Origin of the sequence: Sphingobacterium sp. UBA7625, from assembly GCF_002484085.1 — a bacterium.
GTDB lineage: Bacteria > Bacteroidota > Bacteroidia > Sphingobacteriales > Sphingobacteriaceae > Sphingobacterium > Sphingobacterium athyrii.
On the sequence record NZ_DLJD01000028.1, the window covers coordinates 322,223 to 347,642 of the forward strand.

Annotated in this window: 17 protein-coding genes; 7 read left to right on the top strand and 10 right to left on the bottom strand. The window is 37.9% G+C overall.

Going from position 1 to position 25,420, the window contains the following annotated elements; genetic code table 11:
• Positions 1-45 precede the first annotated feature (45 nt).
• The 3 genes from B4G94_RS13050 to B4G94_RS13060 all read right to left on the bottom strand — a co-directional run bounded on the left by B4G94_RS13050 (position 46) and on the right by B4G94_RS13060 (position 7,202).
• Positions 46-1,407, bottom strand: a complete 1,362-nt coding sequence (locus B4G94_RS13050; RefSeq protein ID WP_286859400.1) for a RagB/SusD family nutrient uptake outer membrane protein — start codon at positions 1,405-1,407, stop codon at positions 46-48.
• 4 nt (positions 1,408-1,411) lie between these two features.
• Entirely contained in the window at positions 1,412-4,522 is a 3,111-nt protein-coding gene (locus B4G94_RS13055; protein WP_286859401.1) for a SusC/RagA family TonB-linked outer membrane protein, read from the bottom strand.
• Between the two features lie 70 nt (positions 4,523-4,592).
• Positions 4,593-7,202, bottom strand: coding sequence for a TlpA family protein disulfide reductase (locus tag B4G94_RS13060; protein WP_286859403.1), 2,610 nt, complete (start codon positions 7,200-7,202; stop codon positions 4,593-4,595).
• Between the two features lie 633 nt (positions 7,203-7,835).
• Here B4G94_RS13060 and B4G94_RS13065 point away from each other — a divergent pair.
• From B4G94_RS13065 to B4G94_RS13080, 4 genes are all read left to right on the top strand, one after another.
• Positions 7,836-8,384, top strand: a complete 549-nt coding sequence (locus tag B4G94_RS13065; protein ID WP_286859404.1) for a hypothetical protein — start codon at positions 7,836-7,838, stop codon at positions 8,382-8,384.
• Between the two features lie 34 nt (positions 8,385-8,418).
• The gene (locus B4G94_RS13070) at positions 8,419-9,129 is read left to right on the top strand and encodes an alpha/beta hydrolase-fold protein (protein WP_286859406.1); all 711 of its coding nucleotides are present in this window, start codon (positions 8,419-8,421) and stop codon (positions 9,127-9,129) included.
• Positions 9,130-9,725: 596 nt separating this feature from the next.
• Positions 9,726-11,045 carry a DUF4433 domain-containing protein gene (locus tag B4G94_RS13075; RefSeq protein WP_286859407.1) on the top strand — a complete coding sequence of 440 codons (1,320 nt, stop codon included), beginning with the start codon at positions 9,726-9,728 and terminating at the stop codon, positions 11,043-11,045.
• Positions 11,042-12,178, top strand: coding sequence for a macro domain-containing protein (locus B4G94_RS13080; protein ID WP_286859409.1), 1,137 nt, complete (start codon positions 11,042-11,044; stop codon positions 12,176-12,178). Before B4G94_RS13075 ends, B4G94_RS13080 begins: the two co-directional genes overlap by 4 nt.
• A 325-nt stretch (positions 12,179-12,503) precedes the next feature.
• On the opposite strand, the gene B4G94_RS13085 is transcribed toward B4G94_RS13080, so the two are convergent.
• The gene (locus tag B4G94_RS13085; RefSeq protein WP_286859410.1) at positions 12,504-15,560 is read right to left on the bottom strand and encodes a DEAD/DEAH box helicase; all 3,057 of its coding nucleotides are present in this window, start codon (positions 15,558-15,560) and stop codon (positions 12,504-12,506) included.
• Between the two features lie 302 nt (positions 15,561-15,862).
• Here B4G94_RS13085 and B4G94_RS13090 point away from each other — a divergent pair, with 302 nt between their 5' ends.
• Complete coding sequence (locus tag B4G94_RS13090) at positions 15,863-16,675, top strand: hypothetical protein (RefSeq protein WP_286859412.1); 813 nt, start codon at positions 15,863-15,865, stop codon at positions 16,673-16,675.
• 105 nt (positions 16,676-16,780) lie between these two features.
• On the opposite strand, the gene B4G94_RS13095 is transcribed toward B4G94_RS13090, so the two are convergent.
• The gene (locus tag B4G94_RS13095) at positions 16,781-17,200 is read right to left on the bottom strand and encodes a hypothetical protein (RefSeq protein ID WP_286859413.1); all 420 of its coding nucleotides are present in this window, start codon (positions 17,198-17,200) and stop codon (positions 16,781-16,783) included.
• A 74-nt stretch (positions 17,201-17,274) separates the two neighbouring features.
• Positions 17,275-18,324, bottom strand: a complete 1,050-nt coding sequence (locus tag B4G94_RS13100) for a type I restriction endonuclease (protein WP_286859415.1) — start codon at positions 18,322-18,324, stop codon at positions 17,275-17,277.
• A gap of 287 nt (positions 18,325-18,611) precedes the next feature.
• Between B4G94_RS13100 and B4G94_RS13105 the strand changes: the two genes are divergently transcribed.
• On the top strand, positions 18,612-19,169 hold the full coding sequence (locus tag B4G94_RS13105; RefSeq protein ID WP_286859417.1) for a thermonuclease family protein: 558 nt from the start codon (positions 18,612-18,614) through the stop codon (positions 19,167-19,169).
• Between the two features lie 17 nt (positions 19,170-19,186).
• Positions 19,187-19,696, top strand: a complete 510-nt coding sequence (locus B4G94_RS13110; protein WP_286859418.1) for an SH3 domain-containing protein — start codon at positions 19,187-19,189, stop codon at positions 19,694-19,696.
• A gap of 67 nt (positions 19,697-19,763) precedes the next feature.
• Here the strand turns inward: B4G94_RS13110 and B4G94_RS13115 are convergent, their stop codons facing one another.
• From B4G94_RS13115 to B4G94_RS13130, 4 genes are all read right to left on the bottom strand, one after another.
• Complete coding sequence (locus B4G94_RS13115) at positions 19,764-21,695, bottom strand: hypothetical protein (RefSeq protein ID WP_286859419.1); 1,932 nt, start codon at positions 21,693-21,695, stop codon at positions 19,764-19,766.
• A 2-nt stretch (positions 21,696-21,697) separates the two neighbouring features.
• Complete coding sequence (locus B4G94_RS13120) at positions 21,698-23,284, bottom strand: hypothetical protein (protein WP_286859421.1); 1,587 nt, start codon at positions 23,282-23,284, stop codon at positions 21,698-21,700.
• Between the two features lie 66 nt (positions 23,285-23,350).
• Positions 23,351-24,034, bottom strand: a complete 684-nt coding sequence (locus B4G94_RS13125) for a hypothetical protein (RefSeq protein ID WP_286859422.1) — start codon at positions 24,032-24,034, stop codon at positions 23,351-23,353.
• A complete protein-coding gene (locus tag B4G94_RS13130) occupies positions 24,018-25,418 on the bottom strand; it encodes a hypothetical protein (RefSeq protein WP_286859424.1) in 1,401 nt (466 codons plus the stop codon). The genes B4G94_RS13125 and B4G94_RS13130 overlap by 17 nt, the downstream gene beginning before the upstream one ends.
• Positions 25,419-25,420 lie beyond the last annotated feature (2 nt).

Genomic DNA, 25,420 nt, shown 5'->3' on the forward strand with positions numbered 1-25,420 from the left:
TGCCTATTATCCAGCCCTGGTCGGGGCTGGATAATAGACTAATAACTAAGGGTTTTGTTCAATATCGCTTTTTAGCATCACTTCTTTAGGAATAGGAAAAATATATCGGGCACTATTTGGTAGTAGTTTGTATTCCTGACCGTTCACATTACGCTTCAATATCACTACATGACCTTGTTCTCTATTCAAACACCTTAGGTCAGACCACCTTATCCCTCGTAAGAACAATTCTTTCTGTCGCTCCAATAAAACTAGTGCTAATGCTTGCTGCTGAGAGACATCTGCTATCGGCTGAAATTTACCTGTAATGAATCTCTTAGATAGCAGCTCATTTAGTACATTTATTCCTTTGTCATAGCGCCCCAATCTGATTGCACATTCAGCCTCATTGAGCAGTAATTCATCCCAAGCATATCCAACAAAATAAGTTGCATTTCCCAAATAAGACCCTTTATAAAGAATATTACCTTTGGCATCCTTTTCAAAAAACAACTTTTTCCGAAGGTCATTATCGTCATAACTGTTATAGAATTCCATTGGTATTAAAGTCTTTGTTTTACTGAAAAAATTAGCACTATTTGATCCATCCAGATAGATTATTTCTTCATTCCCTTTTCCATAGGTAGGAAAGGGATACGCTTTGGTACCGGATATTGTATTGTAGTCTAATAAAACACCGCCAATAGCTCTGGCCTTGATGGCACAATCCAACGATTTTTCGTAGTCGCCAAGTTGCATATAACACCGCATCAATAATATGTACGCTGCCACTTTATTAGGTGAATACACATCTTCACTTCTACTTGGCAACAAATCTATGGCCGACAGCAGGTCCTTGATTATCTGATTATAGGTCTGTGTTACCGTTGACCGTGTTGTCATCAGATTAATATCACTTTCCAATTTAAGTGGTATGCCAAATCTATCCCATTCTGGCAAACCCGGAGGAGCAGCGAATTGTTGGGCAAGGTTAAAAAAAGCATCCGAACGGATAAACAAAGCACTGCCTTTTATTCTGTTATAGTCCGCATTTTGATTGGAAGCTTGCATCTGATCCAATCTTTCGAGGATTACGTTTGTGTAGAGTACCCGTTTATAAGCGTTGTTCCAATCCGGCACATTCTCTTCCACGTCCAAGATTCCATCAGACCAATTATAGGCAAGTTTCTGCAGCTCCGAACTTGCCATATTCCAGGTATTATCCTCGACATAAAACTCACCCGCTGCAATTGTGCCCAAAGATTTTCCTGCACCGACATTTATTGTCGCATAGTCATTCAACAACGCATCCAAATCTTTCAACGATTGCGGGATTACCTGAGACTTGTCCCTTTTCAAGTCCAAAAAATCAGGGTTACAGCCCGTTATAAAAAGCAACATAGCTAAAATCATATTTCTCATTTTCATCGTATTAAAGGTTAATCTGAAAGCCCATAATCCATGTTCTCGGATTAGGGTAAGTAACATTAGGCATGTCAGGAACGAGCCCCAAAGAATTTGCCCGATAGATCCATCCTACATTCCTGACTGTTGCAAACAGCCGACATTCTTTATTTTTTAAAAAGACCGGAAATGTGCGATAGGAAAACTGGAGATCCGCCAATCTCACAAAATCACCTTTTTCATACATCAGGGCCGAATTGACATAGAGTTCATCACGGCTAAGGTTTTTATCGGCAGGAAATACTGGAACAGATGTTCCAATTTCATCGCCTGGATTTTGCCACCTTTTTAAATAATCAGTATGTCCTACACCACCGGTAAATAACTGGCTGTAATTGATCGTATTTCGCCGAAAATAAAAACCAAATTTATAGTCCACACTCGCACTCAAGGAGAAGTTCCCGTAAGAGAACGTATTGCGAAATACACCTGTATAGGGTGGAAATTTCACCCCCATATCTTTGAGGTCCTCCATCCTTGCATTATTTATATAAGCATTGTATTCCTTCGTACCATCCGGAGCCAAGAGTTCACCTGTCGCAGGATCCAAACCACCTGATTGCCATGCATAATTAAGATCAAGACTCTTACCCACAATAGGAATGGGTGTGGAGACCATTGTAGACATAGTCACATTGGAGTTTGCCTTATAATCTAGCACTTCGTTTGCCGAATAGCTTAAGGAAAGAGCGCTATTCCATTTCAAACGATTCTTACCAATGCTGGTATTTAATATCAGATCTACACCGCGGGTACGCAGCTTAGCATAATTCATCAAATTATTGATCTGATAGAAACCCGATGTTTCGAAAATCCCTGTGGTAGGATCCATAAAATTTACACCGATCAGATCACTTGCATTCTTTTGGTAGTATTCCACTGAACCGGACAGCAAATTGTTAAACAGCCCAAAGTCTAGCCCGATATTGACCATACGAACCTTTTCCCAACGCAATCCCGGATTCCCAACACTTTTTAGCTGTGCATAGTTTTTTTGAGTAACAAAATTGACGTCACTAAAAAATGAAGTAATTGGATAGACGCTAACTGTATTATTTACATTGCCGCTTACGCCATAAGTTGTCCTTAATTTTAAATTATCTATCCAATCTGATTTCATCCAACCAAAACGATCCAAATTAACCGCAGCACCCGCAGACCAAAGCGGCACTCCTTTTTGATTGGTCTTGACACCAAATAAGTTGGACGCATCCCAACGCAGGCTAGCTGTAAGCGATAGCTTTGAATCATAAGTATAGGCACCATTGAAAAAATAAGATAAAAATCGATCTGTCAACGAGACCATCCCAATTGGAGCAGTAGGTACAGTCGCTGAACCCAAGGGCCGCAAGGGATAGAATGTGGTGTAATCCAGATTTGCCTGCGCAGTCAATACATCGTCGTTGTAGCCATACAGTCTATATCCGGGGTTGGAGAAGCTTTTTGTCTCGCGGAGCTCTGCCCCTGCAATGGCATTAATCACATTCTTCTCGCCATATCGCCCATTAAAATCCAACTGAATTCTTCCAGACTGCGATGATACCTCGTTGTTAAGCCCTTCTTTAATGGCTCCCTCGGGAATAATGCGTTTTAGATCGGGTTGCGTGTACTGATTTACCAGATTTCGAACATAATAAGAGGCAGCATCATAAACATTGGTTTGATCTGTACGGAGCCGTTGATTTTGATATTTCAACGAAAGCTTCAAGCCCTCTCGGATGGTATAATCCATCCCCAAGTTGATCAAAAGATCTTTTGTATTTGCTCGCTTGTCTCGGAGTTTAACCTCCTCAAGCGGTATATAGTTCCAGTTTAGGAGGCCATTTTCTATCGCCTGATCTATATAATCTTTGGCATATCGTCCTGTTATCGCAGCAGGAGCACCATTTTCATCGACCAATGCGGTATAATTTGGGAGCTCCCTACTCCCAACCTTTAGTCCCTGCAATGTCAAACCATTATTCTGCCCCTCCATCCAGGCGTAATTAATGCCAAAAGAAAGATTTAGACCTTTTGTCAGTTTGATCTGGTTGCGCAGAGCCAGTGTGTTTCTCTTATCGCTATTGCCCTTTACGGTAGAGTTGTTCTTATAGAAGGATGAGGAAAGCCAATAGTTATATACAGATCCACCACCATTAAGCGCCAGATCATATTGCTGCAATAATGCGGGCCTGTAGAGATATTTGCTCGCATCCTTTCTAAGATCACGTTGTGCTAACCAATCCCTTTTCACACCAAATTCCTTTTCAGAAATGGCATTATTTCTACGATCAATCAGCAAAGAGATATATTCCGGCAAAGCTGAATAATCCGAGACATCAAAATTATCCAGTTCAAAGAGCCTATCCTCTACATCAAGCATCGAAGCCGAAGGAAGGTAACCACTGGAATACGAAAGATCAGGCCGCTGGGACAACTGCCATGTGCTGCCAAATATCAGGTTATTAGATTTCTCAAACTTTCCCTTTTTTGTCGTAATGACGATTACACCATTCCCTGCCCTAGCTCCCCATATGGATGCCGCTGAGGCATCTTTCAGTAGAGTTATTGATTCGACGTCGTTTGGATTTATCGAATTCAATGCGCCTTCATACGGAAAGTTATCCAAAATGATCAATGGCTCGGTTTGGGAATTGATCGAGCTCAGCCCTCGCAACCGCAATTTAGGATCTGTTGAAAATTCTCCCGAATTAACTGAGCGGTCAAATTGTAATACCGAGCTTATCCCTTCGAGCCGTTCAATAATATTAGGGTCAGGGTTTCTATTCAACAAATCGCTGTCAATCATCTCAAAAGAGCCTGTCACCCGCTCCTTTGGAATGCTATAATATCCTGTTGAGACCTCAACTTCCTGAAGCATGTTGATGCTCTCCTGTAGGACTATTTCAAAAAAACTATTTTTACTGGGGTCGACAAATAAGCGTTGTGCTATTTTTCCCGTTCGGGTCACCAATAAGGTATCGGGTCTGACCAATAAAAATTGGAATTGCCCGAGCTCATCAGCCTGTATGAATCTCCCAGATCCGATAAGCTTTAAGCTGACATGACTGAGCCCATTTCCCGATTTGTCTTTTACCATGCCCGTCACCCTGTGTTGAGCATAAGCATATCCTAAAGTCCATATACTACATATGAACACAAACAAACATCTACAGATTTTCATGACCATTGGATTTTGAATTATCAGCTAACTGACCGATGCATAAATAAGGTATTGGCTTTTCCTCGACCAGGACCTGTAGGCCATATTGTTTCAGCAGATTTTGCACATTGGCAAACTTCCGCTCTTGAGCAAGATTCACGGGAAAAGAAAATTTAACCGGAAAATCAGGCGCTATTCCTGTACGATCCCAGATCCGGTATTCTGTCAATCTCAATGAACTTATATTTTTGAGCGCAGTCTCTATAAATAATTTAAAATGTGGCTGGTCGCCAAAAGGAACAGCATAGTTTTCATAGCCTTTCTTTGGAGGTGTTCGCAATAGCTGAGAAAGCTTTATTTCCGCAGACTGTTTCGTTTCTGTCAGTGCCAAAACCGGATAACGTTGCGTTATTGCGAATTTGACCTTCGGTGACAAGCCAAATTTCTGTTCAATCGAACTAGCCAATAGTTTACGCACTTTTGACCTAGCCCCAGTGATTCCGCTATCGCGTGGTACAGTCACCATCATACTAAAGCAGTGCATGCTCTTCCACTGCTGAAGCTGTTTATCTTTAGAAAGATCCCCTGTCCAATTTTCCCTCGGTTTACTTTTTTCCAGATATGGCAGAAAATCAGCCCCTATTTCCCATTGTAGCGATTGTTTTTTGGACTGATATGGATAGACTATATCCTTATAAGCTTCCCTGTAGATTCGGTCTATGGTCGAATTGATGACATATAGAGTCAAAGAATCTTTGGTTTTAAAAACATTAAAATTCGTCTCACTATAGCCTTGGATATATCCGACCAATTTCGCATCCTTAGTATCATAAAAGCTCCGATCTGGCTGTCCATTTCCCTTCGTAAAAAACACTCGAGATGTATCGATCAGTTTAACATCGGTTTTATTGAATACCTCCAGATTCTTGCCCGTTAAGACAGCGTTTACATTTTCTGTTGTTGCGTATCCAGCTTTTGGAGTAGCTATTACCCGGCCATCTTTAATCCATACCATAAACGGCAATCCCTGATGAGGAAAACGTGTTTTAAGGTAAGTATCCTGAAATATGGTATTATAATCCCATTTAAAATATGCTAATATTCGAGCGATATCTTTCAACGGCTCGTAGGCAACAGGAATTACGATCACCTTATCCGCGTCCCATGTTTTTTTGAGCGAATCCAATTTTTTTAAAGAGCTCAGGCAAGGGCTACACCATGAAGCCCAAAAGTCCAGTATGATGAGCTTATCTTTATGTGCTTTGAGATTTATCTCTTTAACGACTTTTGACTTCCAGTCAACAGATTTGTGCATGCGGCTATAGAACTCATCATCTACACGATCACCAATAGACATTGCCCCGACTTGAGATAGCCCATCGGCCCCGCTGTCCTTGCGGGGCGTCTGAGCCGATAAACTAAACATAGAAACCATCAGAGCTAGTACTATAAGAGCTCTGATGCTCTTTAATGACTTAAAAGAAAAATTAGATGATCGAAAAACTAAAGCCAAGCATGTCAGCGACATGCGAAAAGTATTTTTATAATCGGACAAATAAGCAAAGCATTTTAAAGCCCTCTGTGCCTTTGAAATATCATCAACAACAAAAGAATCGATAGCAGAGACAACGCACTCATAAAACGTCTTAAAAGCATCAAATTTAAAACGAATTCCCTCTCTTCCATTATCCAATCCGGCATCCTCTCCTTTTTCAGACTGTGCTGTCGCACTATCAGACTTATACCCAAGAGCCACCAGCGAGCTACCGACAGCTCGTACCTTTTTAGTACCTCTTTGGTATATCTCCGGTAGCTCTTTAGTACATCCCCAGTACCTTTTTGGTGCCTTTTCGGTACACTCCCGGTAGCTTAACGGTGAACTAACGGTACCTTTCGTGGCGAGGAATAGACCATTTAACTCCCTGCCAACTCCTGACCAACTTCGCCCTTTCCGCAGGTTTTCTTCGAATTGGCTCAGGTTTTCCGCCGAGCCACACCGATGAAAATTCGAAGAAAATTGAGAGCCCCCTGCATAAAAGGTAGAAGAAAGGGCGAAGTTAATTCGAAAATTGTCAGAAGACGGTGGTCTTTCGGCTCCCCTTCGAGTGCTCTTCGGCAACGCTTCGGGATCTCTTCGGAGCTTGTTCGAGACATGTTCGGCTACGCTTCGGCTCGGCTTCGAGTCCGCTTCGACTGCGCTTCGGGAACGTCCCGAAGAACAGCCGAACAGCAGCCGAAGCACTCCCGAAGAAGGGCCGACGCAGATACGGAGCAGCCCCGAAGGCCAGCCGAACAAAGCTCGAAGGCTGCTCGAAGAAATCTCCTGCTTAGTTATTTTTTGATCGCTGCTCTGCAAGCGTTTTTGTAGCACTGGACAAGTACCTTTATAGTACATTTTTCCATTGTCAATTTTCTTACGCAACGATTGCGTAAATAGTGCTATATCTGTGCTTAAGTAGTGCTTAACACGTACTTGGAATATACGGGTAAAATACAGTTGAAAACTGGCTAGTAACTCAGGTAATTGAACCCTGATTTTTTTTGATTTAATTTCTGGTGAGCGGGAGAAATCTTTTCCATTGGGCAGTTCTCTCCTACCCTTGTAAAAACTGTTCATTTTTAAAGGTGTTGAAGGTTGTGACCTATAGGGTTAGAACTCCTGACGATACTTACAAACGCATCCAATGTTCCTAAGCCTAGCTCAGGTCACAAATAAAAAAATTGTTGTAAATGCGGGAAGCGCAAGACGTTAAAATAACAGTTTCAAGTAATTCATAATTGGTTCGATACGTCTTCAGCAGCTAGGAAAGTCATCGTATGACTTTGTTCACCGAGCTACTCGGGAGCAGTGATAATGTTTTTTGATTGTTGTTTTTTGTTCATAACTCGTTTTATTGGTAACGAGTCTCTATGAAATATAGGCAGGAAGATGGCCCGCTCCACACTTTGAGATCTTAGTGACACCCAAGGACAAAGGCTTCACAGCAAGACCATCCCCTGCCATTTATCAAATATAGCAAAAGCAGGGCAATGGTTAAAATCTTGCCGTCCCGCGCCTTGGGTGTCAACTTCGATCTACGAGACTCTTAAATATTCTATTTTTTATTACATACTACATTTCAGTATACTTATATACTAACACAAATATAGTTGTAAATTTTTGTAAAACAAAATTTGTTTCTTATTTAAAAACAATAAGCCTAATACAATTTAAGTCATTTGAATGGAAATAGTACTAAAACCCTACAAAATGACTAAATTAACAGGAAAGAGCTCAACAGGGAGGAAACCTAGAAAGGATATGTTTCCAGAAATAAGAAAAATATTAGGTCAACACTTGAGAAAATTACGGCAAGAAGATAACTTCTCTTTAGATGATATAGCATTTATGTCTAATTTGTCCAAATCTGCAGTTTGGAATGTTGAAGAAGGAATAAGTTATGATATTGACCAGTACATGGAATACGCGTCTACCATGGGCAGAGGATTTCATACTCTTTTTAAAGAGGCAATGATTACTTATTCCGTAGGTCCTAGATTGGCTTTGCCCCCTGACAGGCTGGCTCGTATAAACTTGACTGCAAAAATTAAAGACATGATTTCCTCTGAAGGGTTGTTCAAAGAGGAAACTACAGTGGAGCAAATTGCAAATCTTTTGATTGAAAAAAAAGGTGTCGAAAAAAATTCTAAATTGAGCTCATCCATTTCTACTATTTTAGGCAATTGGGTTAAAGAGGGGTTGTTAGAAAGCAGAAAAGCACGCAATATAAATTATTATAAATTTAGTAAATCGAAATAGAGAATATTTGGAACCAATTCAATGATATATCAAAATGGTCAGTTCAAAAGATAATCTGTTTGCGAGTATTCTTTCAATCATCATTTTTAGCATTTTTATCTCGCAGTCAATTGCACAAGAAAAACAAAAAGTAAATTATAAACAGCTAACCTATCTTCCGAAAAATTATAATACAGATACGTCCAAATATCCACTTGTTATCTATCTACATGGAGGGTCTCAAAAAGGTAATGACCTAGAAAAGCTAAAGATCTATGGTCTCCCCTATTTAGTAGACAAGGGAAAGGATTTCGATTTTGTTATGGTCGCACCCCAATGCCCAGATGGAAAATATTGGTCCACGGAAAATTGGTTTGATTCGCTATATAATGAAGTTACCGCAAAATACCGCGTCGATAAAAGCCGTGTTTATGTAACCGGAATAAGTATGGGCGGCTACGGAACGTACATTACAGCATTGGATCACCCCGAAAGAATCGCAGCAATTGTTCCTTTATGCGGAGGTGTAAATGATAGCGATACTTCTCGAATCTGCACACTCAAAGATATTCCCATCCTGACATATCACGGAACCGCCGATGACGAAATCTCCATAAAAGAAACAGAACGAATAGCAGAATCTCTAAAGAAGTGCAACGGCAATATCATCTTCCACCGCCTCACAGGTAAAGGGCATGGTATCCAATATCTTTATGAAACTAAGCCTGAGATCTATGAGTGGTTGTTGAAGCAGAGGAAGGACTAATATTGATACACTCAGCACGTAGATTCTAAAATAATCGAATTTCGCATATTGTTTTAGATAGCTTAGTTTGTTAACTTTATAGAAATACAAAATTTTAGAGTCTAAAACGTAAGAGACAATTCTAATAAAATATAATTAATCTTGAATTTAGTTAGTATGTAGCCTATAATAAACCGAAAATTTTTACAAAAATGGTCATTGATTGCCAAATAATAGGCCAACCCATTTTTGGAAACTATTTCGAAAAAATCTATGACAATGAAAATCCATGGAATTTCCAAAATTGGCCCCATCTCAAATTTATGAATTAAGATTGTTGAAAATGGCGCGGTGTCTATAGGGGGATATCTTAAGTATTACCAAATTCAAATTTCAGTTTCTTACGGAAAACCGTAAATAGAAATAAGAAGATTTATGTAGGTTAGAGAAAGCAAAATGAATACATGTAATTAATAATATATCATGCTATCGTCCATATCTAAACTGCGAAAAAAAAAAAAAAAAAAAACTAAAACTCCTATTATTTGGGAAGAACTTTGATTCCGTAATTTATTACTAGATTTCGAAACACAAAATCAAAAAATTATTTCTTTATTATGAATAAGTATTTTTATCACTTTACCCACATAGACAATTTAGAGTCTATCTTAAAAAATGGTTTAATATGCACCAATCAAAAACAAGCGCTTGGAATTGCTCATTATAATATAGCAAATAAATCTATACAAACAAGACGCTCAACAATGGAGATTATTTGTGAGGACGAAAAATCTTATGGTTATGTTCACGACTATGTGCCTTTTTATTTCAGTACTAGAACGCCGATGTTACTATCCCTAATCAATCAAAAAAAAGTCGATCAACCCGAAATCATATATTTTGGTATAAAAACTGAATTGATACGAACAAAGGAACTAATATTTTCGGACGCCTCCGCCAATACTCAGCAGCCACCAAATTTCTTTAAAAATTTTGATAATCTAAGTAAACTTAACTGGGATATTATTAACAGCAGAAAATGGGGTTATAACGAAAATGATAAACACAAGAAAATGGCCGAAGTCTTTATTAAAAGCTTTGATTTTGCCGATGTTGATCACATTGTAGTTTTTAATGAATATTATAGAAACAAAGTAATAGAGACTTTAAAACAATATGATTTAGAGAAGATTCCATCTATAAAATATTCCCCAGTGGAAAAGAATTATTTTTATTTCACAAAATTCACTACGAATGGTAAAGAAAACGAAAATTTAGTATTTGGTCCTAAATTTTTGAAATACAAATATGATTTAGTTAATGAACAAGTTATTAATGAAAGGAAAAAAAGAAATAATTTTAATCATAAAAATCTCGGAATTCTTCTAAAGGAATTAAAAAACAACTTTTCTTATTTGCCAGAGACAGCGGGTATTTTTAATTTAGAAACAAGTAACGATTTGCATGCTTGTACAGTTTCAGAACATACGTTGCATGTCCTAAAAAATTTGCATGATAACGTTTTATTTAAAGAATTAAATGAACGTGAGAAAAATATCTTAATTTTTAGTGCATACCTACATGATATCGGAAAGGGACCACATGATAAGTGGCCAGATAGAATACAGCCAAATTACCCCGATCACCCTTACGACTCACTTATACAGCTTACTAGAATTTTAATTGAAGAAATTGAAGAATTAGATAATGAGGATATAAGAATAATTACACTTTTAGTCGGTTACCATGACATTTTAGGAGACCTTTCTGAAGACCGAAGGAATACAATTGAACTAACAAATATAATAACCTCGGAAAAAGATCTAGAACTTCTATACATATTATCGCAAGCTGACATTTTAGCAATTCGAGAAGACTGGTATAAAAATTTAAACGCTAACTTTGCAAGTATTAAATGTAAAGTGCTTGGAGTATGATTGAATTAAAGAATGGAAATTTTTTTGATTACGGGGCTGATATAAGAATTAATACTGTTAATTGTGTCGGAGCAATGGGTGCAGGAGTTGCTCTTCAATTCAAAAATATGTTTCCAGAAATGTTTTCGGAGTACAAGGATATCTGCAAGAAAGGTGAATTATTTCCAGGAAAACTACATATTTGGAAATCAAATGACATTTTTAACCCAATAACTATTATAAATTTCCCAACGAAGAGTGATTGGAAAAATCCATCTGAATACGAATATATAGTTATGGGTTTAGATGCGTTAGTAGTCTACCTAAAATCGATAGATGACAAAATTGTGACATTACCTGCATTGGGCTGTGGGCATGGGGGCCTAGACTGGACAATTGTTAAACCAATCATTTTAAATAAGTTAGACAATATAAATCACAGAATACTATTATTTGAGCCAGAATCTTCACAAAACATTCCTTTGTATAATGTCGAAAGTCTTAATAAACAAAATATTCAAGTGATAGAACCTGATAATAATACTTTTCCAAAAAAACTTAAAGGAAAAACTTCGAAATCATTCTTCTATATGGGAGATATTAATTTGTTAGATGGGGATACACAAATCTTGAATATTATATCTTCAAAAAATCCAACAGAAAAAGAAAAATATGTATTATATGAAATTTTAAATGAAATAAAAAACTTTAAAAATATAGGCGTTTTACTAAGAGGAGATAAATCTTATGAAATAGATATTGTAAAGTTTTGTTTAGAAAACGATATTAATGTATTGATAAACCCTAGCAAAGGCTTAATGAATTTCAAAATAAGAAAAGATCTATCCCCTTTATTTACAAACAAAAGACATTTAGTTTATAACACTTTAAAAAGACCAAATGACAATTGGAACATCAGCAATTTCTCTTCAAATTTTAAAGAGTCACTTCATCTTTCTGACTTTACAGTATACAATATGTCTGATCAAAATGAGATTAATCAATCTTTGAACAAAATTAATGGACACAGTGAGATTTATTACATTAATTATTTTAATAAGAATATTTCATCAGGACAAGGTAATCTAAAACTTATAAAATTAGGACGAACAAAAGATGGAAAACCTAATGTTTCTAAATTAATAAGTCAATAACTAGGGAGTTTTTATTCCCCAAGCATTATACCAAGCAGGCGCCTTTTCACTAATTTACGCCTTTTATCCTTAAAACAGAAAAATGCTTCGAGTAAAATACTCGGGGCTACATCTATTGCAAGTTCGACTTTGGTCAAAGATGGGGCGAGCATTGAACTGTTCGTTCGTGACTTAGTAGAGGTTGGAGGCCAATACACTGAACGCTATGGATTTGAAAATCTTACCCCTTGTTTATTCTGCAATACCATAAAAGGCTTTAGCTTTGGTTGAATCGTTTCGGAAGACAATACTTCTAATTTTCATTGCTGACTGCTCGGCAAGGGAATCAAGAAGACCAAACACTCAACTGACAGGAGCTCACATCCTTTAAAAAAGCTTCAGCGCCAGACAATAAAATAACAATTCGTTTAAACGCAGCTTCCTGGTTTTTCGTTAAACCTTTTGTTTTCAATCCTGGCTGAACTATTGTTATTTCAACAGGGATGACTGGAGTTTCAAAAGAATTAAGAATAGCTTTGATTTGCTCTAAAGTACCTTTTTTCAATTTTTGATGACTTTCATTCTTATCTGCTCTTTCACAAATTTGCTTAAGCAGAAGTTTTCTATTTGCCCAATTGACTGATTTGGTTGCTTGGCCAGTTACTTCATAATTATCATCAATACTACAGTTCGGAACATTGCCACTCTGCTTTTTACAATGGAAAAATTGGATCTTGTCTTTTCTAAATCCTATGACATCGGCTATTTCTAATGAGCCATGATCATAAAATACGACATCAAATGTTTTCTTTGCCTCCTCAATGATATAGTCATGTATAGAAACCCGCTTATCATTTTCCTCAATGTTCTTTGCAATATCTTCTTTTGAGAAAAATTCTTTTTTCAAGTTCACATGATCTGGCCAGTTATGACTAATTATACTGTTTTCATTTAGCGTTCCAATCTCCTTTCCAAATTCATACAGTACACGTCCATCTTGTTTAGATAAATCCTCATAATAAAGTTGTATAGGATCTTCGGCCAAGAGTTTAAGAAAAACTTGATCCAAGGTAAATCTTTCACCCTTCTTTATTGCTAAAGTGTGCTCCGTCCCGGGATCATATTCAAATTTAATCTTAGGCTTTAAGGAATAAATAATTGTAGCATTGTTTCCATTCTTAGAAATCTTTATAAGAACTTTATCTTTACTTTTTTCAATGACAGAGATATCGCAAGAGCATATAAGTGCCATTTCTGCAGGTTCTTCATATTCATTTAGAAAATAGACTGTAGTTAACCTATGATAAAAACTTGGTGCCCAATCCGCGAAAAATACACTTTCATCTGAAAAATAGTCAATTACTTTACCACTATCAAGATCAGATAAAGGAGCTGCTAAATTATCCATTTCAGAATCACCTATTTTCCTACTCACAATACTAAGCCATTCAGTAAGATATTTGATCTTATTATCTTCTAAGGTCCAAATTTTTGAAGCAGGGCTAATTCCAATCATTATTTCTTTCTTAAAAATTGGATCAAACCCTCCTCCAAAAGAATGCCCCCTAGTGTAACTATATTTATCTGTATTGAGAACACTTTTTTGAGCCTGTGACCCGAGAATATTTTTATATGATTCGGTATTCCCTTTTGTTTTACGGCTTTTCATTCCAACATTATACAACTTCGCCTCCTTCCACCCAGCCATTACTCGTTTCAATAATGGAAGAGGAATTTTATCATGTAATATACCTTCTAACAAATATTGTTCAGCAATATGCTCATAAAGTTCATTTTCTTTAATTGTAGAACAGATATATAATAATCTATTATCCCGATTAAAATAGATTATGATTAATTCATTTTTTACATCCTTTAATTGATCATCTTTTAAATACCAGGAAGGTGTCTTTAATTCGGAAACGATAAAGATAGCCACGTCGTGTTCAGTACTTATATGGTGATGACGAACTACCGGGTTTTTGAACAAACTTGTTCCTTTAAAATCAACTTCAGCAGCAATGTCAATAAGCTCTTCTAATAATTCCTTATCGAAAACTGCTTTTTCCGGTGGCACAATTATTTCATATGCTTTGACATGGAAAAAGGGGCGTAAGTCATCATCATCTACTTGAAGAGTCTCCTCCACATCATAATCAAATAAGGGAACTTCCTCTGTTAGATCTTGAAACGAATCAAAAAAATCCTGTTCTTCTTCTGTTTTTTGAATTTTAGCCTTATGTAAATCAGGCAAAACAATAGACCAGTCTTTTGTATCATGTCTAAATAGTTGATAAGATTCTATTTCAAATTCATGCTGTCCGGCAATTACTTTTGCGATATTTCCTTCATCGATATTTGTTCTTGATATTCTGCCAACAAACTGCAAAGTAATAGCGAGTGATTTATGAGGAACATGAACCGCAGCTATTTTTAATGCTGGAAAATCATACCCCTCCCCCATCATATTGACACAGATAACTCCATCAATATTTCCAGATCGTAACTTAGCAATTCTGCTTTTAATAAATTTTTCCGAAAGATTACTGTGTATTACTTCTAGTTTTAAATCAGTATGCTCTTTATAAATTGTATTTAATTTGTTTGCAGCTGACCTGCTATCTGTCCTAATGATTATCCTATGGTCTTCGTTTGCTCTATTTAAATATATTTCTTCTGCTTTCTTAGCTATAGCAATATTCTTGTCGTCTGGTGTTTCTAAATTATTTGTATTTACTGGAATAAAATCAATTCTACTAAAAAGCTTATTTTCATACGCTTGTTTAAGGGGGTAACTATATACTAATCTTGCTTTGATGTCTTTTTTATCCCTTCTGAAAGGTGTCGCTGTTAGCAGCACCTGTTTAGATGATATATATCTATTTAAAATTTCCTGCCAAGAACTAGCACGACTATGATGTGCTTCATCTACGAATAATAGATCAAAATTGGCGGCATTCATCGGATCTTCGTTAAGTAGGATTTTGTTTAATGTTGCAGGAATCCCAACAATGACATCATTTTCTTCACATTTTCTTTTCCAGTCAATGTTATCTTCAATTTCGCCAACAACTTCGTAGACCTTAGGTAGGAAATCTTTGCTAATAACCTCTTTTGAAACAAGTATCTCCGGATTTCTGAATTGATTCGCGATTTGTTCTCTTACCAATTGACTGGGTGTAATAACCAATACCTTCTTCCCTTTGAGTGCATAACTAAGCAAAATCATTACCGCTGTTTTCCCCGTTCCTGTCGGCATCGTGACTAACGCAGGTTGAATTTTAGTACTAAAATGAGCTACAACAGCTCCAACAGCAGCGATTTGATTATCATATAAACTTTGCTTTCCCCCGTTCTCTGAAAAAAGATGGAGATGTGAAAAACCGTCAATGAATACACTCATAGCTTTAATTAGATTAATATTTTTGAATAATTAGTTTTATGTGCGGCGCATCTACCATATAGCTTCAATAAGTTACAAAAAATTTAGCAAACCCTTCCACAGCCACTAAAAGCAAATTAAAACAAATTATTATGTAGCTCTTTACGGGTTTCCGTATAATTCAAGATCACCTAATTACACTTTCTTTTACTAATGTTATTTACATATCGATGATCAGTATCACAGACTGCGTCCATGTTTTACGGTTTCCCTTTTTTCTCCACGATGCTTGATAGATATTTTTGATAAAAAATATTAAGATTATGAAAAGATTGATTACTATAACTTCACTGTTGGTTGTATATGGGTGTAATAATATTTCACAAGAAAAATATGAAAGGCTAAAAGCTGAAAACGAAACCCTAAAATCTGAATTAAATGAATTCAAATATGGATCATCAAACATGTTATCAAATGCAAAAAAGATGATTGCAGGAAAATCGTTTGAGAATGCGAAATCTGAGCTATCCTCTCTATTGGAAAAACACCCTGATTCGAAAGAAGCCAACGAAGTTAAAGAATTATTAAAGGATATTGATTTAAACATCGCAAAAGAAAAAGAATTTAAAGAAAAAGCCATTGCTCAAGCGGAACGAGCAAAAAATGAGGCAATAAAAAATCTTAGAAAAAAGACGGACGACATAAAAAATATAACTTGGTATTACGATAAGTCTACGCCTAATTACAGTAATTATAATAGTTTTCATTTATACTTTGGAACTCAGAAAGGTGCTAAACCTTGGCTAAATTTATCTATTCAATATACCGCTGACGATTGGCTTTTTATTGAAAGATATATTATAAAAACAGATAACGAAACGTACACAATAACACCTGCATATGGTGAGATAAATACGGATCACGACGGGGGTGAAATTTGGGAATGGTACAATGCACCGGTCGATCAGGAGAAATACAATATGATATTAGATATAATAAAATCAAAAAATGTAAAAATACGTCACGAAGGAAAACAATATTACAAGGATAGAACTATAACCCAAAGGGAAAAACAAGCACTTCAAAATATCCTAACGGCTCATGAAGCTTTGGGTGGGGAACAACCGAGAGGTTAATATTGCTCTTTCTCTTCTTTTGAAAACATAAAAGAAAGATTACAAAATTGTAACCTTTCTTTCCAATTCCGTAACAGTACGTGGGGGAAAAAAAATGTACTTTTTTTATTCCCCAGGTTTTCTTACCGCGAGTATTGAATCTATGCCCGCATTGAAGTAAAAAATATTATCCGAAAGCACTTTTGCTCCGAATGCGTTACTAGCTCTATATCGATGGGTCATTTGAAATCCCTGCCGATCCTTTAATAACTTATTTTGCTTTACCATAATTCTTTTTCTTTCCTCCATGTCAGTACTTTTTGAAAATTCATTTTGCAGATTAAAATACTCTGCCCCGGTCCCGATCATGTCGATTGATTGCAATGAATCTAAAGACCCAAACTCTACTGCCTCATAACTCTTAGGATCATTTGCATATTTAAGTATATATTCTTTGATTAGAGCCTTAGCCTTTTCTTCCTCAGAAGGTTTTGTGCATGAAAACATCAATAGCACAAGTGTTGTTAGATAAATTGTTCTTTTCATAATTTCCAGGCGATAAAATAATTTTTAAAATATATTTGGTTTCTTAAGGTTTCCACGTATCATCATAGGGATAATTAGTAGTTAACGACTGTATCGACAATCTGCTCTGAATATTTGTAGATATCATCCAAAGAGTCCAGATCATATTTGGCTTCCTTTTTATCTTTGTCAAACAAACCTATACGCAGGCGATTGGGCGTAAAATAGAATCGGCAGATCGGTTTGCGATTGTTATCATCGAGTAGGATGCCGCAATAGGACTGATTATCCCGCATGAAAACACGCCCCACCTCAATATCCTTCCGTAAAATTGATTTAATGATCAAGTACCCTTCAATCTCCTCTTCGGTAGTGACGATCACCGCATCTGGTTCAACAGGAGCTATCGCAGCATTCTTTTCCTCTGCCTCAGTTTCCTTCTTTAGCGCGCTTTTAAGGCGCTCTGCAATCTGATCATTGACGATCTGTGTAAAAACACGCTTGACCAATGGTGTAAACTGCTCCAAAACCTTTGCTGTGACAACACTTGGATAGGCTTGCTTCGCAAAAAAACGAACGAAATCGTCACTCGGATTCTGCATTTCTGCCATAGCTAAAATTGTCAGCTCATTAAAGTATTTTAATTCGCTCGCAACACTGGAAATGCTTTCGAGATCAAATTCTGTCTTATGGAATTTACGCAATTCGGATACCTCATTGTCTTTGATATCCATAATCTTAAATTCAAAAAATGGTTTCTCGTCCATTTTGTTTGGCGTAACAAGGTCTGTGTAGAAGCGGTATTCTACGCCGTTGGTCAATAAACCAAATTTAGCTTCTGTGGTGTGGAAATAGCGGAACAACTGTGAATTGTGCGGATCAAGCCCGTCCGCATAATGTTTGCATTCGATTAAGATTACAGGCTTGTCTTCACGTAATATGGCATAGTCAACCTTCTCCCCTTTTTTGATTCCGATATCAGCGATAAATTCAGGTTGCACCTCAAAAGGATCAAAAACATCATACCCCAATATCTTCAAAAATGGCATCACCAAGGATGTCTTTGTAGCTTCTTCTGTTTTGATCTGTGGTAAAAGTCGGTCAACACGCTTGGCAAATTGACGAATCTCATCTTTAAAATCCATATTTTTTAATTTTTAATAATGGCTTATTTGATTTTACTATAAAGCGATTATGTTATTACTTTTTTCTGATAATTCAAAAGTAGAAACTAACGACCAGGGCCTTTTACGGGAAACCATAAATCCGGGAAAATGTAAATCCTAATTTTGAATCATATTATTCATCTATAAATAATTAAAACTGTAGGATCAATGCGCATGGTGCAACAAAGAAATCCAGCCCGGAAGACAAAAGAAGAGTAATAAGCGAAGAAAAGGAAAAAGAAGGTAACAGAAAACAAGATCACCAAATGAAAAGTATCAATCAAAAATGGACCATGTTGTTCAGCTCGCTTATGTTAATTTCAACATCGCTGATTAGCTGTAACCAGAAAAAAGAAGTTCAAACCAATCGGTTTGCGGCTTTCGTTAGCGGTAGTCCTGATCACCTAAATATAACAACAGCCAAGAACTATAAGATCACCAAAGTATCCGATGGGGATACTTTTTGGTGCAAAGATGACAATGGCAAACGGATTAAAGTTAGACTGATCGGTATCGACGCGCCAGAACCCCGCAATTACTTTCATAAGAAAGAGCAACCATTTGGAAAAGAAGCATCAAAATATGCGCAAAAGCTGCTGTTGAATAAATCTGTTAAATTAGAACTCGATGTTAATCCCCTGGATCAATACGGGCGTACCCTGGCCTATGCATACTTTGCAGATGGCACCCTCATCAATGAAAAAATCATTAAAGAGGGGTATGCTGTATTAATGACTATCCCACCAAATGTAAAACATCAGCAACGCTTTGTTGATGCCCAGCAGTATGCGAGGGAGCATCAACTTGGACTATGGAACCAGTAAAGAATAAAAGCATTATTATGATAAAAATTATTAACATACTGTTGGCAACAGCTTTATCAGCACAGCTTGGATTTAGCCAGACCGCAGCAAATACCTATGCTGTTGTAGATCATGAACACGCTTTCGGAAGATGCACAGGCTCTGCGTACTGTACCGCCTGTCGCAATTGCAGTAAATGTGCACACTGTACGCGTGGTGGGTCCTGTGGTGTATGTAATCTTGATATGAAAAAGAAATCTACGCCTAAAATCAAGAAACAAAAAGATCCGGTGAAAGCACCTGCAAAACCAAGTGACAACACATCATCGGGAAATAAAGACTACCACCTAAAAAAAGTGGAGTTAAAAATTGAAAAAGCAGACTTGAGAAAGGGGCCTGCGCTAGATTTTCCAATTATTACGATTATCTATCGGACTCAAAAACTAACCTGTCTTTCAAATATCGGTAACTGGGCAAAGGTACAAACTGACAAAGGGCTTGTCGGGTTTGTAAGCAGTAACGCCATCAAAATAAGTAGTGACGAATAAAACGTGTGGCAAAAAGGGGAAGGGCGTTCTATTATCTTAGAACGTCCTTCCTCTTTTCAGTTGTTATTTAATAGGGGTAAAAAGCAGTGACCGATCCGTACGTGGTACCATAAGCATTAGTAGCATATGCCCGGACATAATAGGTGGTATATCGAGTTAGTCCTATCACACTTTTAGAAAAATACCCCGTCGCACTACCACTTATGGTTGTTTTGGTTCCTGTGGACAGCGTTGGCGCGGTATAATAAGTGCTATAAACAAATCCCCTTTCGGTCATTGTACTTCCGCCATCTGTTGCGACATAACCATTGAAGGTCGCATAGGAACTGCCAATTCCATTAACTGATGAGGTGGTCACTCCCGTAGGTGCCGTATAAGGTGAAGAGGTGGTAAAATAAATTATGTTTCCATAGGCGGTACCTGCCTCATTGGTTGCATATACTCGGGCATAGTAAGTCCTACCTGCAACCAAGCCCGTCAGCATGACATTTAAACTTCCAGTACCGGTTCCTGAGCTAACGGAGTTACTGTTGCCAACCGTCGGTAACGAATTTGTATTGCTATATACAATACCTCTTGAAGTAATAGTCCCACCCCCCGCTGTCCCCACATAACCAGACACATAGACCGAACTCTGCTGAATATTCGAAGCACTGTAGGTATTTAGATTGGAAGGTAAGCTTGGCAACAAGGTTTTAAAAGTATAGATATTTCCATAGGACGTACCAGCCTCATTGGTTGCGTATGATCTAACATAATAGGTGGTGTTATATTGTAAGCCAGAAAGTGTCATGTAGAAATTATCGGGACCTGCCCCACCTGAAATAGCTGTCCCACTGTTCAATGTTGGCGCGGCATTACTGCTGCTATAGACTACACCCTTTGAACTGATTTTTCCGCCACCGGTACTTCCAATATAACCGCCCGTATAGGCGGAAATCATCGTTACCCTCGTTGGAGTCATTGTAGAAACACTGGGCAAATCTGGCAGTAAGGTTTTAAAATTTACAACTGGCCCATAAGCTGTACCGGCACTATTGGTAGCAAAAGCACGTACATAATAGGTTGTATTTACTGCCAATCCTGTCAGTTGGCCAGAGAATGATCCCGTCCCCGAACCGATATTCACGACGGATCCATTAGTAATACTGGGCAGGCTATTGGTGGCACTATAACACAAGCCCCGTACAGTAATCGATGCCCCATTGTCTTCCAGAACAGCGCCTCCTACCGCAGCCGAAGAATAGGTAACTGAACTGACTGCTGCTGTTGATATCCCTGAGGCTACAATGGGTGATGCCGTCGTAAAACTTATAATCTGACCGTAGCCTGTCCCCACTGACGAAGTTGCGTAAGCACGTGCATAATAGGTTGTACCGGCCTTTAATTTAGTTAGGCTGGCTTTATATGATGTGCTTTGTGTATCCACTGCGAGCTTATCATTGGAAATTGTTGGAAAAGATGTGGTATAACTATAGCAGATACCTTTACTGGTGACCTGATATCCCCCATCATCGGTAATCTTTCCGCCTAGCTGTGCTGACACGCGTGTAATAGCTGTCGCAGCTTCTGTTTCTAGCTTGGAGACATAACCGCTTTGGGTGGTAAAGCTCAACGGATCGCCATAGGCTGTTCCTGAGGCATTGGTTGCGAATGCCCTATAATAATAGGTCGTTGAAGGTTTAAGACTTTGGATATGCAAGGTAAAAGCTCCGGTATCCAAATTACTGGTCATGATCACTTTTTCACTGGAAATTGTTGGTTTAGATTGTGTAGAATAACAAATACCTATCTCTGTTAGCGCCTCTCCATTTTCGGTATTCACCCTTCCGTTTAAAGTAGCATCGTTTTTGGTTACTCCCATTACCTGCAGTGTTGTCACAGCAACTTTATTATGTTGATTAAAATCAAACTGATCTTTGTCATCACAGGATACCCATGGAACGGTCAAAATCAACAGCAAATAAAGGTTTCGTAGTATAAAATTGGTAGGTTTCATTATTATCGGATATTAAATGTTATGCCGCCAGTAAATTCAGGTTGCGTAAATTTTTTAGATGAAAATTGTTTATCGATAGCCATCAAGGAGGCACCGCCAATGAGATTGACGTAAGTACCGAGGCGAAGAGTCAGGCCTCCATAACCGGCAAAATAACCTGTTCTGCCATAACCTTCACGTTGTGCATAGTCATTGCGATATAGATGTGAATAAACTCCATAGCCGCCACCGATATTCAACAGCAACCAGTCAGCCACCTTTAAATTGGGCCCCACTATAAGTTCGGTTTTATTCGGTTGGGAGCGATTGGTATTGTAATAATACTCGTCGAGCTGACGGTCTGTTTTTAATCCATAGCGTATCGTCGTGAAAAAACCCACAAAACCGCCGCCGACTTCAAACCGTACACCGATGGGTGCTAATTTTCCATACTCGTAGCCAATATTGGTGAACATTTTTCGATTGGCCCTACGAAGAGCTTTAAGTTCTTCTTTCTCCCGCTTCTTCAACAGCGCATCATAAGCATATTGAGAGGTAGGATAATTTTTGTTCAAATCATCCATTGCTATCATGACATCATTCTTATAAGTCTGATTAGCATCGGCATATTTACCGAGATAAACTTGCAAATTGGATCGCACGGTTAATAACTCTGAAAACTCATAGTCGGATTGGCTTTTTAGCTGTCGATAACGACTCATTGCCTGAAAATAGCTTACTTTTAGATATTCAAGGGAATTTTCAGGAAAATCGTTTTTAACTGATATTATGTTGTTATACTCTTGTGCATCATAGTCGGCTGATATAGCCGCAAATTTATTTTGCCGTTGCAGGGCCAAAGCTGCTGCACGCTTATCTTCTTCTCTTTTTCGAAAATCATCCAAAGACTTTGGTAATCCGCCAACTATATTTTTTATCTGCTGCGTTTCCGCCATACTTAACCTCGCTAATGAATTATCATCACCGCTTAAAATAGCATTTCCAAGTGCAACTATAGATTCTACTTCATGGTATGTTTGCGAGGGACTCTGATCATATAGTTTGTACTTCACCATAAAATCATAATATTGGACAGGGCTTTCATCATATCCTGATTCTCTAGCAACCTTAATGGTGGCTAAACTCTGGGCATAATCTTGTACCTCGTAGGATTTCCTGATCGCTGTTAACAAGAGCTGTTGTCTTTCGGTCTTTTTTTCCTGTAAGATTCGATTCTTGGTATCATCATAGCTTTGCTGTGTCTTTGGATAATCATACATTTTGTCGACTATCCTTTTTACATTACCGAGGTTGCTTGATTTGGGGTAATTTTTCAAAAACAGATTGCCTTGGCTACGGACCTTATTGATGAGTTCAAAAGATGGATAGTCACCATTATCCAATAATTTGAAATAGTTTACGGTAAGGAAGTAGTCCACAAATTCTTTTGTCTTTGCCTTTCCGTGAATTTTATTTAGGGTATTTATGGACTCTTCATAAAAGCCGTCGTCCGTTAGTGCTTTGGCCTGGGCCAATAAGTCATCGTTGGTCGCCTGAGCAAAGCAAAAAGTGACCAGCCCCATTAAAAAAAGGGTTAATAAATATTTCATATTGCTAGATTTAATCTATGTAGGTTTTATCTGATACAACCACTGTTTAACGGAAGGATCCTTGTTTTATAAATTCATGTTTAAATTCCAGTTTTCGTAATTCTGATGAAATTGCTGCAGCTTGCTTACGCCAGCATTTCTAACGGCAAGAACAGATTTCTTTCTTTTGAGATTTGCATCTAGGTTTGGCATCCGCTCCAGTTCGTTCATTAAAGCCCTATACCGCCCTTCATCAAACTCCGCGAAACCTTGACTAATCAGTAAGTTTACGCTCTGTGGCAGGACTTCCGTATAGTGATTCAAAGCTTTGACTTTCTTTTTAATTGTAGTAACCTCTGGCGTCGCACCAAAGGTACTCTCCAGATGAGCGACCAGAATATTAAGTTCTGCTTGTTTTACAGGATCTGAAAGAAGCAATTTATTGATGCGGTCCATGCTCAGTTGAGTATATCTGTCATTGAGTTGCTGGAGCAGCATGTCCTGAATCGCTTTATTAAATAGATTCTGCGAAGCCGCATTATTGATCTCGATCAGCAAATTGTTGTACTGTGCCGGACTAACGTTGTCTTCGGAAAGCTCCTTGATCTTATTTTCCAACACTTTATGCCCACTTGATGTTGTGATATCCGATTGCTTCGTAGCGCCATGCTGAGCTGGGGATGAACTCATAAGCTTCATTGAACCAACAATCAGTAAACCAACCCCTAGGGTAGCTCCCAAAAAATAAAGTCCCCTATACTTTTGATTCATGGCTTTTAGTCCCTCCTTTTGCTGGCTGGCTAGATCGTTTTTCAGGCTTCTCCGGCTGTGATTTATTATTTTTATCGGCGGTAATCTCCTCGCTATCTATCGGTCTTGATTTAGTAGTAGCAGGATTATCCTCCGGAATATCGCTTGCTATCTGCGACGTAAGCTGATCACAAAAATTAAGAACTCGATCCTCGTCCTGGAAAATAGATCGTAACTCGGATTTGGTCAAAGCCTTCGCATTCTTCTCCTCTCCTTTTTTGTAAAACTTCCAGCCTTCAGCTTTTCCTTTATAACTGAAAACATAATTTTGCAAGGTAGAATCGGCAAATTCAAGGTAAAGTACCCTACTCTTGGCAGTATCAATTTTGAAGCTAAAATTCTCAACCGGTTTAACAATTTCTACAGCTACATTTACTTCAGCCTTTTGTCCTATTCCTACTAAATTCATAGCAAATTCAATCCCCCAGTAACCGATAGCAATTCCCAGAATTGGCCCAATAATCCAGGCCCATACCAATCCACTTGAGCTTCGTTCAGGCTCTTGGTTTGAAGGTCTTGGCGGTCTGGGTTCTTCAGGGCGCACTTCTATCTCCCCCTCGAAAATGGATACTTCCTTATAACGTGTATCAAAGGTAAGCTTGTATTGAATACGGTCACCTTTCATACAGATCAAGAATTGATCTTTTAATAAACTACGTTCCTCTTCCTCGTTGATCTTGAGGCGCAACCCGTTTGTAGTGGTATTGTTAAACGTAATCTTACGGACCTGAGCAAATAAATCCTCTACGGGCTGAAAACCAAACTGCTTCGCTACGGCTTCATTATGTAATGACTGTTCGTCCAGAAAGTAGACTTTTGTAGCGTAAACCAATTTTGGATTGTTGAATGCTTCGCTTTGATCTAGGGAGAGATTTAAAAACTGATAAAAAATAGTCTTGTCTGGTGTAATCTTCGGATTAATACTATTGTTCTGTTTAATACTCTTTGCCGCTTCATCCAAAATGAGATCGTAGTTCTGATTGTTTAAACTGCTATCTTTTATATGATTTATATATTGTGTTGTAATCTGCAATAAATATTGCATGACACTGGTAATATGCTCATTGTGCTTAACGATCAGCCGAACCGCCAGAAAGCCATTGCGCTTTGCATTATCCTTCATACTCGTATTGATAACCGAATAAATCAAATGCTGGGCGGTCCGCTTTACAGAATAACAATACCCCTCATTAAACTGACCTACTTGATTTCTCTCATCAAATGACAATTGCAGCCTCTCTAACTCATTTTGATTCAACCCGGATGAAATATAATCATAATCCAACCCATTCAAAGTACGCTCGATCAGAAGATGTACCCTGCTTCTATAGTGTATAGTATCCATAA